Here is a 13071-nt window from a genome sequence, read left to right as displayed (position 1 = left end):
GCGGTCGTCACCAGTGAGATGGGTCCTTCGGGGTCCCTCTCAGGTACTACGGGTATCCCAAGGTCCAACCAGTCCACCCAGGTCTACGGGCGTCCCCAGGTCCCGGCTGCCGCCCGTCAGTACCCCGACGGCCGCACCAGTCCCGACTCGAACGCGAACACCGCCGCCTGGGTGCGGTCGCGCAGGCCCAGCTTCACCAGGATGCGGCCCACGTGGGTCTTCACGGTCTGTTCGGCGACGACGAGGTGCTCGGCGATCTCCGCGTTGGACAGGCCCTGGGCGATGAGCGCAAGGACCTCGGTCTCCCGCTCGGTGAGGTCGGCCACGCGTTCCTTCAGGGGGGAGCGGGGCGCCGATCCGCGAAGGCGGGAGAACTCGGTGATGAGGCGGCGCATGACACCCGGCGCGAGCAGCGCGTCACCCGCCGCCACCACCCGTACCGCTTCGGCGAGTTGGTCCGCGGAGGCGTCCTTGAGCAGGAAGCCGGACGCGCCGGCGTGCAGGGCCTCGTACACGTACTCGTCAAGGTCGAAGGTGGTGAGCACCAGGACCTTGATGTGCGGGTGCTCGGTGATGATGCGGCGGGTGGCCTCGATGCCCCCGAGTTCGGGCATGCGGATGTCCATCAGGACGATGTCCGGGCCGAGTTCGGCCACCTTGGCCACCGCGTCCAGGCCGTGCACCGCCTGGCCCACCACGTCAATGTCGGGCTGGGTGTTGAGCAGCACCGAGAAGCCCTGCCGGACCATTTGCTGGTCGTCGGCGATCAGTACGCGGATGGTGTTGCTCGTCATGGGGTCTTTTCTCCTGTCGAACCAGTCGTACCTGTCGCACCCGTCGTATCCGTGGAGTTGTGGGAGGGGGCGGGGTCGGTGCGCGCTTCAATGGTGTCCCCCGTGCCGCCGGCACGCGGCAGGAACGCCGCCACCACGAAGCCGCCGTGCGACGTCTCGGTGGCCATCAGGGTGCCGCCGAGCATCGCGGCGCGCTCCCGCATGCCGAGCAGGCCGTGCCCCGCGCCGGGCGACGGCGGGGCGGGTCCCGCCGGGCGCGAGTTGATGACCCGTACCTGCAGGCCCCGCGGGTAGTGGTCCAGCTCCACCCGAACGCTCGAACCGGGCGCGTGGCGCAGGGCGTTGCTGAGCGCCTCCTGGATGATCCGGTACGCCGACAGCTCCACTCCGGGCGGGAACGGGTGCACCTCGCCGCTGATCTCGACGGTCACCGCCAGGCCCGCGGCACGGGTGTTCTCCACGAGGGCACCGAGACGGTCGAGGGTGGGCTGTGGGGCGTGCGGGGCCGTACCGTCGGCGGCCCCCGCTATGCCGTACTGGTCCTCGGGGTGCTCGGAGCGCAGGACGCCGAGGACGCGGCGCAGTTCCGTGAGTGCCTCCACGGCGTTCTGGCGGATGCCCGCGAGGTTCTCCTTCAGCTCCTCCGACGGGTTCTCGGTCAGGTGCGGCGCGACCTGTGCCTGGATGGAGATCACCGACATGTGGTGGGCGACCACGTCGTGCAGTTCGCGCGCGATACGGCTGCGCTCCTCCAGGAGGGTGCGCCGGGCGCGCTCCTCGGCGGTGATGCCGGCCTGCTCGACGAGCTGGGTGCGGGCCTCGCGGCGGCCGCGCTGGGTGCTGCCGAGGAGGACGACGCCGCCGAACAGGGCCACGGCCAGCATGCCCGTCGATGAGTAGTTCGCAGCCCCGATGAGCCCCTGCATCACATACGTGGCCAGCGTGGTCAGGGCGAGGGCCTCGACCGCCACGCGCGTGGGCACCCGCAGCGCCAGCAGGTACAGCACCAGGCACTGCGCGACCATCGCGGACGGGCTCCACGGCCAGGGGGTGTTGAACGCGGCGTGACCGGCGATCAGTTGGGTCCGGGCGGCCATGGCCGAGACGACCACGGCCACCGTCGACAGCCACCACGCCGGAACGGGCCGCCACGGGGCCAGCGCCATCGCCGTGCCCTGGGCCACGCCGATGAGCAGTCCGGTCTCCGTGCCCAGGTTGTAGCCGTTGTCCAGTTGCTCCATGTCGGCGACGGCGGTGACGACCGCGGCCAGGATCACCAGGCCGTGCGGCAGCCAGCGCAGCCACACCGAGGGCGGCAGCGGGTTCGCGTCGGCGGTCCACAGGTCCTCGCGCAACCCCCGCAGCCAACGGGTCAGCCGCTTCTCCACCTCGTCCGCCCCCCTCGCCCGCACCACCCTAGGCATGGCGTGCCGCACCGTCCCGCGCCGTTTCCGACGGCCGCTGGACCCGCACCACCCGTGAGCCCCGGGCGGCGCGCGGGCGGCCGCCCTTCTCGTAGCCGTGGAACGCCGCCCAGCAAACCATGAGCACGAGGGCGAACACCGGCAGCCAGGCCACGCGGACAACCATCCACGCCAGGCTCTCCGGAGCGGTGTGCAGGCCCGGGAGGCGGCCCACAGCCAGACCGGTGGCGGTGGTCGCCATCAGGGCCGTCTGGTGCCAGAGGAACACGGTCATCGCGGACAGATTGACGAGGGCCACCGCCGCCCAGGCCATGGGGCGCCGCATCGCCCGGCGCAGGGGTGTGCGCAGCAGCAGCGCGAGGCCGCACTGGGCCAGGCCGAAGGTGGCGGCGGCCAGGGTGGGCGGGTTGAGGTTCGACACCGCGGCGCCGGGGACGCCGACCATCGACGCCGGGTAACCGGCCCAGGTGACCAGGACCACCGTCGCCACCCCGCCGCCGGCGAGCAGCAGCCAGCCCGCGCGGCGGCGGTCCAGCTCGCCGCGCGTCCAGGCCGCGCCCAGCGTGTACGGGACCAGCCAGCCCGCCGCCAGGTTCACCCAGCCGAGCCAGGACGGGCCGCCGAGTCCGAAGCGTATGAGGTCCACGTGGAGGACGACGGCCAGCGGCCACAGCGGGTTGAGCCGCATCAGCAGCGGGGTCGCCGCCGTCAGCGCGGCGAAGACCAGCAGGAACCACAGCGGGGACAACGCCAGCTTCAGCAGCGTGTGCACAGTGTCCATGCCCACGCCCGTCGCGAGGAGTCCTGCCGTGGTCACCGCCCACAGGACGAGGAGGGCCGCGACCGGTTTGAACAGGCGGCTCAGCCGGGTGCGCAGCCACTCCCCGTATGTGGTCCCGCGCGTGCGTGCCGACGCGTAGCCCTTCGTCGCCACATGGCCGCCCACCAGGAAGAAGACGGCCAGCGTCTGGAAGACCCACGAGATCGGCGCGAGCCAGGGCATGTCCCGCAGAGGGCTCACGGTGCGCAGTGCGCCTCCGTCCGCGACCAGTGCGGTCACCAACCAGTGCCCGAGGACGACGCCGAGGATCGCCAAGGTCCGCAGCACGTCGACCGCCCGGTCCCTGTCCGAGGGGGTGGCCGCGTCGAGGCGACCGGCCATGGTGCGGATGCGGCGGAGCACCGAGGTGTCCCGGGGTCGGGTTCCCCGGCTCACTGTCGCTGTCGTGTACCGGCTCTGGTGGATCACCGACCGAAGCGGCGTGGCTGAGTCACGCACGGGTCACCTCCGAGGTGTCGCCGAGGACGATCCGGGCGAGGTTGTCGAGGGCGACTGAGCCCGGACGGAAGTAGTCGCTGTGGCCGCCGTCGCCCGCCGCGAAGACGCGGGCGCCGAAGGCCGGGGAGACGGGGTCGGTACCGAAACCGACGGTGGTGCCGAAGAGGTCGGCGTCGGCGTGTGGGACGTCCGCGATCCAGTCGCCGGCGCCCCGCGCCGCCCACACGCGCGCCGACGTGTGCAGCGCGGCGGCGTTGTCCGCTCCGGTGCCCGGGCTGCCGACGAAAACGATGTCGTCCACGCGGGCCTCCCCCTGGAGTCCGGTGCCTTGGCGGTCTGCGCTGTCCGTTCTGTCCGTGCTATCCGCGCTGTCCGCGCGCTCCGCCGCGCGGGCGCACACGACCGAGCCGTACGAGTGGCAGAGCAGGGAGATACGGGCGTCCTGGCCGACCAGCCCGCGCAGCTCCCGTACCAACGCCTCCAGGCGGGGCGCCGCGGACTCGGCCCGGCCGGTGGTGAGCACGGTCGTGCTGATGGTGCGCGGGGTTTCGTAGCCGAGCCAGGAGACGACAGCGGTACGTGCGGTACGCGTGGCTCGTGCGGTGCCTGCGGTATGCGTGGCGCGTGCGGTACGTATGGCGCGTGCGGAGCGCGTACCGTGCCCGCCCCCCGAGGACCGGGTCGCGACCTCGTCCATCAGGGCCGTCGCACCCGCGCGGAAGCGGTCGTACGTGTCCAGCGTCGTGTCGGAACCCGGGACCAGGACGGCCACGCGGTCGGCGTGCGCCAGGTCGCCGAAGACCTCGACGGCCTGTCCGGTGCCGCGCCCGTCGAAGGAGAGGAACTGCCGTGTGCTCACGGCCATGGACCGGTCCGCCTCGGCCCGCTTCCGGTCGCCGTTGGCCGCGGCCATGCGCGCCGCCTCCGCGGCGTTCGCACGGTTCGCCTCGTACGCCTCGTCCAGCGTCCCCGCCGTTATCGGTGCGAGCACCGCGGGTGCCGGGGCGGGTATCCGGGGACGCGCGAAGGCGGAGAGGGGCGCGACGACCGCGACGGCGACAACCAGGGCGAGCAGTACGCGCCGGACCCTCCCGGCCCCCACGTCCTCGGCCTCGGCCTCGACCTCGACCCGCCGACCTCACCGGTCGCGTCAGGCCCGCCCAATGTGCCGGCAGTGCCGACGGTGCCCGCCCCGCCGCCCCCACTCTCCCCGCCCCCACTCTCCCCGACCCCCATCGCGCCTTCCCTCCCGATCAGCCCGCTCATCGGGCTTTCATGGAAGGGAAGTTACGAACGCGGACTCGTCGTCCGCGTCACTCCAGGGAACTCATCTGGGACGTAGCTCTCAGGTACTACGGGTATCACCAGGGAGCCATGCCGGGGGCCACACCGCGGCCGTGCTGGGGCCACACCGCGGCCGTGCCGGGGCCGTGCTGGGGCCGTGCCGGGGCCGTGCTGGGGCCACGCCACAGCCCCGCAGGGCCTCTCACCAAGCCAGCTGCGCGATCTCCTCCGCCACCACCGCGCACGCGTCCGCCGCCGGGTCGATCAGAGGGAAGTGACCGACGTCCTCCAGCAGCGTGAGGCCGACCATCTCGCCCGCCTTGGCCGCCGCGTCGGCGTACGACTCGGCGACCGCCTGGGGGACGACGATGTCGGTACGGCCCTGCACCACCGTGGTGGCAATGCCGGTCGGCAGCAGGAGGGCGGGGTCGGCGTACGGGCGGCGCTCGGCGAACGCGTCGGCCCCGCCCAGGAGTTCCGTGGCCGCTCCGCCGCAGACCTCCAGCTTCTCGGCGACCTCGAAGTCGGCGATGGGGGCGAGGGCGACGACACCGCGCAACGGCGACGGACGGTCCGTACGCCATGGTGCGTCGGCCGGGAGGACGTGGCGGGCGGCGGCCCACAGCGCGAGGTGGCCGCCCGCCGAGTGGCCGGTGATCACCATGCGGCGCGCATCCGCCTGCGGCAGGGCGTCCCGTACGAGGGCGGGCAGCGCGTCGAACGCCGCCGCCACATCGTCGAACGTCTCCGGCCAGCGCCCCGCCACCGGCGCGCCCTCCGCACCGCTGCCCGCACCACTCCCCGTGCCACTCTCCGTACCGCGCCGGTACTCCACGTTCGCCACGGCGAAACCCCGGCCGGCCAGGAAGGCGGCGAACGGGGTGATGTGGCGGCGGTCGTACGGGGCGCGCCAGGCGCCGCCGTGCAGCACGACCACGAGCGGTACGCGGTCGTGTCCGGCACCGGGCCCGCGCGGCGCGTAGAAGTCGATCACCTGGTCGGGGTGGTCGCCGTACGCGGCGCCTGCGTCGGGGTCGACCGGAGGGTGCGAGAAGGCGGACGCCTCCTCGGCGGCGGCCCGGGCCCGCGCCTCATCCGCTACTGCGGCCCCATCCGGTGCTATGGCCTCATCCGGTGCTGCGACGTTGTCCGGCATGCTCCAACCTCTCAGCGGCGAAACGGAATTGGCTTCTCGGGGTTACGGACGGACCGGATGGGGCAACCGCCGTTGGCGGGGACGGTACCAGGCCCCGTGACCCGGGCCCTCACAGGGATGTCACTCTCGGTGAGGTTCCGAGGTGCCGCACCGCCTCCGGACAGGCGGCAGGGTCTCAGGACAGGAGGACGTCCCCCAGCACCCGCCCCGCCCGCTCCACGTCCCCGAACCCCACGTACAGGGGCGTGAAGCCGAAGCGGAGGACGTCGGGGTGGCGGAAGTCACCGACCACGCCGTTCTCGATCAGCCGTTTCATCACGTCCCCGGCGTCCGGGCACCGCAACGCGACCTGGCTGCCCCGTTCCGCGTGGGCGGCCGGAGTCAGGGACTCGACCCGCCCCTCGGGGACGTAGGCCGCGACGCACTCCAGGAAGAAGTCCGTCAGGGCGAGGGACTTGGCGCGGACCGACTCGATCGTCACCCCGTCCCAGACCTCCAGGGCCGCCTCCAGGGCCAGCATCGACAGGATGTCCGGCGTGCCGACCCGGCCCCGCAGCGCCCCCGGAGCCGGGGTGTACTCGGGCCGCATGCCGAACGGCTCCGCGTGCGAGTTCCAGCCGGGCAGCGGCGAGTCGAAGCGGGGCTGGAGATCCCGGCGCACGTACAGGTACGCGGGCGAACCGGGGCCTCCGTTCAGGTACTTGTACGTGCAGCCGACCGCCAGATCGACCCCGTGCTCGTCCAGTCCGACCGGCAGGGCACCGGCGCTGTGGCACAGGTCCCAGACGGCGTACGCGCCCGCCTCGTGCACCGCCGCCGTCAGCCCCGGCAGGTCGTGGAGGCGGCCCGTGCGGTAGTCGACGTGGTTGAGGAGCACCGCGGCGGTGCGGTCGCTCAACGCCCCCGGCACCTCCGCCGGCGTCACCGGCCGCAGCGAACAGCCCGTCATCCGCGCCGCCGACCCGGCGATGTACCCGTCCGTGGGGAACGTCGTCGCGTCGACCAGGATCTCGTCCCGGCCGTCACCGCCGTCCCGGCCGTCCCTGCCGTCACCGGCCATGCGTACGGCGGCCACGAGCGCCTTGAAGACATTGACACTCGTGGAGTCGCCCACCACGATCTGCCCGGCCGCCGCGCCCACCAGCGGAGCGATCCGGTCACCGATCCGCTCCGGCGCCGTCCACCAGCCGCTCTCGTCCCAGGAACGGATGCGCAGGGAGCCCCACTGGCGGCGTACGACGTCGTCGACGTGGGCGGGCACGGCCGCCGGGAGCGCGCCGAGGGAGTTGCCGTCGAGGTAGACGCCGGCGCCATCGCCGTCACCCGCATGACCGGACAGATTGGCGAGATCGGCGAGATCGGCCAGATCAGCCAGGTCTTCCGGATCGGCCGGATCGGCCGGATCGGCCACCATGTCGAACACGAACTTCCCGCGCAGCGCGGCCAGCTCGTCCGCGGCGTCCAGCTCCTGTGCCTTCAGAACGAGCTTCTGTGCCTTCAGATCGAGCTCAGACATGGGACCTCGCCGTCCACAGCTCGGGAAAGACGTTCTTCCGGGCGCGTTTCTCCAGCCAGGCCACCCCGGCGGAGCCGCCCGTGCCGGGCTTGGCGCCCATCGCCCTGCGGGTGGCGACGAGATGGTCGTTGCGCCAGCGCCACACCAGTTCGGCGACATCGGTCAACGCCTCGCCGAGCCGGGCGAGTTCGTCGGTCTCGTCGCCCGCGTACAGGGCGGTCCACACCGCCTCGACCTCGGGCGAGGGCTCGTAGCGCCGGGACACGTCACGGCGTACGACCGCCTCCGGCACCGCGTGGCCGCGGCGCGCGAGCAGCCGCAGCACCTCGTCGTAGAGACTCGGTTCGTGCAGGGCCTTCTCCAGCTCGGCGTGCACGCGCGGCGCCCCGCGGTGCGGTACGAGCATGGATGCGGACTTCTCGCCGAGCAGGAACTCCATACGGCGGTACATCGCCGACTGGAAGCCGGAACCCTCGCCGAGGGCGGCGCGGTAGGAGTTGAACTGGGCGGGCGTGAGCTGCGCGAGGGGCCGCCAGGACGCGTTGAGCGCCTCCAGTTCGCGTACGGACCGCTTGAGCGCGGCCGTGGCCGTCGGTACGTCGTTCGCGCGGAGCGCGCCCGCGGCGGTCTCCCACTCGTGGACGATGACGGTGAACCACAGCTCCATGACCTGGGTCGTCACCAGGAAGACCATCTCTCCGGGGTCGTCGGAGAGGGTGTGCTGGAGGTGGGTGAGGACATCCGCCCTGACGTAGTCCTCGTAGGGGGTCGTGCCCTGGAAGTCGAGATGCGGGGTCTCGGGCTCGTGCGCCTCGTCCGAGGAGGGAGGGATCTGCTGAGCCTGTTGGGACATCGCTGTCTCCTGCAAATGATCCGGGTAGCGGTCCGCCCCTGCCGTTGTCGACACGGGGGCCCCGGTCCCCACGGGCATCCTGCGCAATCGTCCCCCGAAAACGCAAGGCCCGCCTGGTCACACCGGGCGGGCCCCACGACACGGACGCTCAGCCCAGGGTCTGGGCCGCCGTCGGGGAGGAGTCCTTCAGGAACTGCGTGCAGCGCTCGTACTCCTCCTGCTCGCCGATCGCTCCGGCGGCGCGCGCGAGGCCGTGCAGGGCGCGCAGGAAGCCGCGGTTGGCATCGTGCTCTCAAGAGAATGGTGGAAGATGTACCCGAGAGCAGAGCATGAGGGGGCACGGTATGACCGAGCAGGAGTGGCTGGACAGCCTCGCGGCCCAGCTGCCGGAGCGGGACCTGGAGTGGGTGGTGGAGCTTGCCAGGATCTGTTCCACGGAGTGGGCGGGGGACAAGCCGCCGACGGGAGGAGCTCACCCAGTCCAATGGATTAAAAGTCCTGGCCAAGGCTTGCTGGGTGGTTCCGGACGCTGACTCGGTGTCCGGAACCACCAGGTCAGGACAGGTTTGCTTTAGGCGCGGTCCACATCAGGACACCTCCTGCCGGACCGTCCGCTCACGCATCGCTCACGCACGGCAGGCAACTGAGCAGCAGCTCAGACCCCACCACCGGCTACACAATCCGGCTACTCGGCCCTGACTGCGGCGCCGCCAGGGACTTGCTGGCCAAGAGGCGAACTTGACAACGTCCGAGGGCCGATCTGCAAGGTCGGCACTCGGAAGAGGCGGCAGAGTTGCCTCCCGGTGGGTGACCGCGCCCTTTCCTGCGAAGCCGTTACCAGAGTCGATCAGCGCCCGTCGACATGCGCGCACCACTCTGCCCCAGGCCGTCTGCCGATGACGCCGCTGGAAGCGACGTCTCATTACAGCTACACCGCAACCACTGCCCCCTTGGTCACGAAATCATCACGCAATGTTTTCATCTCCATGCCCATGCCAAAGGTTGGACCAAGCAAGAGTCATGACTGGGTCGTGAACTTGGGGTGGGGCTGTGGGCTTGAGACGGGGGCGTCGCGCTGGCGGCGTGCATGGAAGACAGGTGCGGAGTCTGGTTTCCGCTGTGGCTGCGGCGGCAGTCTTGGCGGCTCTGCCTGCTTGGGGGCCGGTTTCCCAGGCAGCGGCGGACGAGGCACAACCTTCGCTGTCCGAGGGGCAGAAGGCGCTCGCCGAAGCACAGGAATCGGGGAAGCGGGTCGAGGTCACCGGGGAGCGGTCGGAACGTACGACGGTTTTCGCCAACCCGGACGGCTTCACCTTCACGCTGGAGGAATCCGCAGTTCCCGTGCGAGTGCCCACGTCCGGCGGGGGCTGGCAGGCGCCGGACGCCACCTTGGAGGTCCGTGGGGACGGCACGGTGGCGCCGAAGGCCGCGGCTGTCGAGATGGAGTTCTCCGGCGGCGGGGACACCGAGCCGCTGGTGAAGATCTCCGAACGGGGACGGTCACTCCAGTTGGGTTGGCCGGGCAAGCTTCCCGAGCCAGAGCTGGACGGGACCAGCGCGGTGTACGCGGATGTGCTTCCAGGCGTTGATCTGAAGGTCACGGTGTCTGTGGAGGGGTTCCGTCATGTGCTGGTGGTCAAGTCTCCCGAGGCTGCGGCCCAGGAGGAGCTGAAGCAGATCGACTACTCGTTGAAGGCGACCGGCCTGAACCTGCTCAAGGGGAAGTCGGGCAATCTCACCGCGATCGACGACGACGGCAACCGGGTCTTCCGGGCCCCGCCCGCCCAGATGTGGGACTCCGCCGGCACGGCGTCCGGCGCGCAGACCACGTCCCTGGCGGCGGCCTCGGCGGATGCCGCGGAGGACGAGGGCTCGGATCCCGCCGAGACGAGTGCGGCCTCAGCGGCGGGCGCTGAACCCGGCGCGGGGGACACCGTCACCACCATGGACGTGAAGGTCTCCGACGACGCGCTGACCGTGATCCCGGACGCGGAGATGCTGACCAAGACGGAGGCGTCGGCGTTTCCGCTGTACATCGACCCGACGGTGACCTGGGGTGAGTCGGAGCGCACGCTGTTGCGCAGTGACGGCTACGAGTCGTACGGCTGGGGCAACGGCGACGACGGGCTGGGCAAGGGCGCGGGCAAGTGCGGTACGTGGAGCGGCTATTACTGCGGCCCGGGATATGTACAGCGGCTGTACTTCGAGTTCTCCCCGGCGAGCCTGAAGGGCAAGAAGGTCCTGGATGCCACGTTCCGGGTGACCGAGCCGTGGGCCTTCCAATGCGACCCGCGCTGGGTGGACCTGGTGCGCACGAACAACATCTCGTCCTCCACCACCTGGTCCTCGCGGCCCAAGGCGCTCGACCTGATGGGCGACCGGAACGTGTCAGCCGGACGCGGCTCGCTGTGTGACCCGGACTCCCCGGACGCGCCGATCGAGTTCAACGACAACCCGGAGGAGACGAACGAGAACCTCACGCCGACGGTGCAGAACTTCGCGGCGGGCAAGTTCTCCCGGCTCACACTGGAGATCCGGGCCCACGACGAGTCCGACACCAGTGCCTGGAAGCGGTTCAAGAACGACGCTGTCCTGTCCGTCGACTTCGTCGGCCTGCCGGCCAAGCCGACCGGCATCGGCCTGGTGACCGGCTCGGGCACGGTGTGCGAGACGACCGAGTCGGACCCGGCGATCGTCTCCGACCCCACCCCGGCCCTGACCGCGACGGCACAGACCGCGTCGGGCGGCGAGAAGGACGCGCAGCTGCGGATCTACTTCGACCTCGACCACAAGAACAGCGACAACACCTGGTCGGACACCACAGCGGGCAACGGCGACCTGAGCCCCTCCAGCGGGTATGTCGGGGACGGCGTGAAGCTGACCAAGTCCTGGTCGACGCTCACCGAGGGCAAGCTGTATCGGTACCGGGCGTGGGTGCGTTCGTACTACAACAGCGGCGGAAGCTACCTGTCGGGGCCGTCGAACGCCTCGACGACCGGCTGGTGCTACTTCAAGGTCGACCCGACCGCGCCCAAGGCACCGAAGATCACGGTCGGCAGTCCTTACTCGGCCTGCACCGACACGGCGTGTGCGGCGGGAGGCGGCCCGGGCCAGAAGGGCACCTTCACGTTCGGCCCGGCCACCGGCGACTCAAACGTCGCCTACCAGTACAAGCTGTCCTCCGAGGACGCCTGGTCAACGGCCATCAACGGGTCAACAGCGTCGAAGGACATCACGCCCGACCGCTCCGGCACGTACAGCCTGTATGTGCGGGCGAAGGACACGGTAGGCCGCTGGGGTGCCCAGAACGTGGTGGACTTCCTTGTCGCTGCAGGCGAAGGCCCGGTCGGACGCTGGCACTTCGACGAATCCAGCGGTACGGCGCTGGACTCTGCGACCGACGACGGCAGCGACGACGCGACGCTGGGCGGCGGCGCGGTTCGCGATGACCGGGGGCGGCGCGGCCTGATCACGCACGACAGTGAGGGGCAGCCACTTGCGGAGGCGATTACGGACAAGGGGTTGTCTCTGAACGGCACCACTGCTTATGCGGAGACCAGCGCGCCGGTGCTGGAGACCCGCTCCGCCTACACGGTCTCCGCCTGGGCGCGGCTGGACGATGGCGGCAAGAACGCCTCCGTGCTCGCACAACCCGGGGGCCAGGGCAACACGTTCGTGCTCTGGTACCTCGCCGATGTGAAGCAGTGGTTCTTCGGCGTGCTCGACCAGGACGGCTCCACCCTCCGAGGGAGGTACTCCGTGTACGCCGCCCAGACGGGGGTCTGGACTCACCTGGCCGGCAGCTACGACCCAGCCACGGAAGAGCTGATCTTCTACGTGGATGGCCGTCGGCAGAGCCAGCCCCTGGCGACCGGCGCGGGCTCCTGGGAGTCCACCGGAGGGCTGCAGTTCGGCCGCTACAAGTTTCCGAGTGGCAACGCCACCTACCACTTTCCCGGCTCGATCGATGAAGTCGCCGTCTGGCAGCGGGTCCTGACCCACGAGGAGGTCGCGGACGAGACAAAGCTGCTGGTGTCGGAGAAGTTCGCGGGCGTCGAGCTGGTGGCCGACTGGAACGCCGCTCGGGGAAGCGGAACGACGGTGGCGGACACCACCTCCGGCTACGGCAGGAGTCTGACCCTGGCCGGAGGCGCCGCCATCAGCGACGAGGCCATCGTCCTGGACGGAGTGGATGACGCGGCCACGGCCCCAGGCCCGCTGGTGTACGACCATGCCCCCTTCACCTTGTCCACGCTCGTCGAGTTGGACTCCGCGAAGCTGCTGGGCAAGGGCATCGGATACACCGGCCAGGTCCTGGGCCAGCGTACGGAGGACGGCTCGGCCTGGGGTCTGTGGTATGAGCTGACCGGCAAGGACACGGTCCTAGATGAGGAGACGCTGGAGGAGACCACGATCCCCGTCGGCGTCTGGCACTTCGGCCGCCTGAACGCTGACGGCACCTTCTCCTCAGTCGTCTCCGATGAGGTGGCAGCTCTGGACAGCCCGGTGCGGCTGACCGGTATCTACGACTCGGTGTACGGCACGATCAGCCTCTATCTCGGCTACGGGCAGAACGGCGACGCGAAGGCGTTCACCGTCCAGCTGGGCAGCGGGGACTTCGCTATCGGCAAGGGCTTCACGAATGGCGCGTGGGGGCATTACCTGCCCGCCCGTGTCTCTGAAGTCCGCCTGTGGGCGGGGGCGATGGCGAGCCCGGAGCAGGTCGAGGTCCGCGTGGGCGACTGACCCTCGCGGAGGGGCGGTG

General features: G+C 70.8%; 8 protein-coding genes and 1 pseudogene. 1 reads left to right on the top strand and 8 read right to left on the bottom strand.

Features of this window, described 5'->3' with window-relative positions:
• Window positions 1-116 precede the first annotated feature (116 nt).
• The 8 genes and pseudogenes from E0500_RS10655 to E0500_RS10620 all read right to left on the bottom strand — a co-directional run.
• Window positions 117-794, bottom strand: a complete 678-nt coding sequence (locus E0500_RS10655; protein WP_131567767.1) for a response regulator transcription factor — start codon at window positions 792-794, stop codon at window positions 117-119.
• Window positions 791-2218: a sensor histidine kinase gene (locus tag E0500_RS10650; RefSeq protein WP_131567765.1), complete on the bottom strand. Its 1428-nt coding sequence runs from the start codon at window positions 2216-2218 to the stop codon at window positions 791-793. Before E0500_RS10650 ends, E0500_RS10655 begins: the two co-directional genes overlap by 4 nt.
• Window positions 2211-3380, bottom strand: coding sequence for an acyltransferase (locus E0500_RS10645; RefSeq protein WP_131567792.1), 1170 nt, complete (start codon window positions 3378-3380; stop codon window positions 2211-2213). Before E0500_RS10645 ends, E0500_RS10650 begins: the two co-directional genes overlap by 8 nt.
• A gap of 109 nt (window positions 3381-3489) precedes the next feature.
• On the bottom strand, window positions 3490-4599 hold the full coding sequence (locus E0500_RS10640; RefSeq protein ID WP_181586947.1) for an alpha/beta hydrolase: 1110 nt from the start codon (window positions 4597-4599) through the stop codon (window positions 3490-3492).
• 384 nt (window positions 4600-4983) lie between these two features.
• Window positions 4984-5937 (bottom strand): alpha/beta hydrolase, encoded by a 954-nt coding sequence (locus E0500_RS10635; RefSeq protein WP_131572334.1) that lies wholly within the window; start codon window positions 5935-5937, stop codon window positions 4984-4986.
• A 175-nt stretch (window positions 5938-6112) separates the two neighbouring features.
• Complete coding sequence (kynU, locus tag E0500_RS10630) at window positions 6113-7453, bottom strand: kynureninase (protein ID WP_181586946.1); 1341 nt, start codon at window positions 7451-7453, stop codon at window positions 6113-6115.
• Window positions 7446-8306: a tryptophan 2,3-dioxygenase family protein gene (locus E0500_RS10625; RefSeq protein WP_131563173.1), complete on the bottom strand. Its 861-nt coding sequence runs from the start codon at window positions 8304-8306 to the stop codon at window positions 7446-7448. The genes kynU and E0500_RS10625 overlap by 8 nt, the downstream gene beginning before the upstream one ends.
• Window positions 8307-8454: 148 nt before the next feature.
• Window positions 8455-8598: pseudogene (locus tag E0500_RS10620) on the bottom strand (DUF3151 family protein); the annotation flags it as partial.
• Window positions 8599-9425: 827 nt separating this feature from the next.
• On the opposite strand from E0500_RS10620, the gene E0500_RS10615 reads away from it, so the two are divergent.
• The gene (locus E0500_RS10615) at window positions 9426-13052 is read left to right on the top strand and encodes a LamG-like jellyroll fold domain-containing protein (protein WP_181586945.1); all 3627 of its coding nucleotides are present in this window, start codon (window positions 9426-9428) and stop codon (window positions 13050-13052) included.
• Window positions 13053-13071 lie beyond the last annotated feature (19 nt).

It is taken from the genome of Streptomyces sp. KM273126 (assembly GCF_004337435.2).
Classification (GTDB): Bacteria; Actinomycetota; Actinomycetes; order Streptomycetales; family Streptomycetaceae; genus Streptomyces; species Streptomyces acidicola.
Note: the sequence above shows the minus strand (reverse complement) of the source record. Positions and strands in the feature narration are given on the sequence as shown.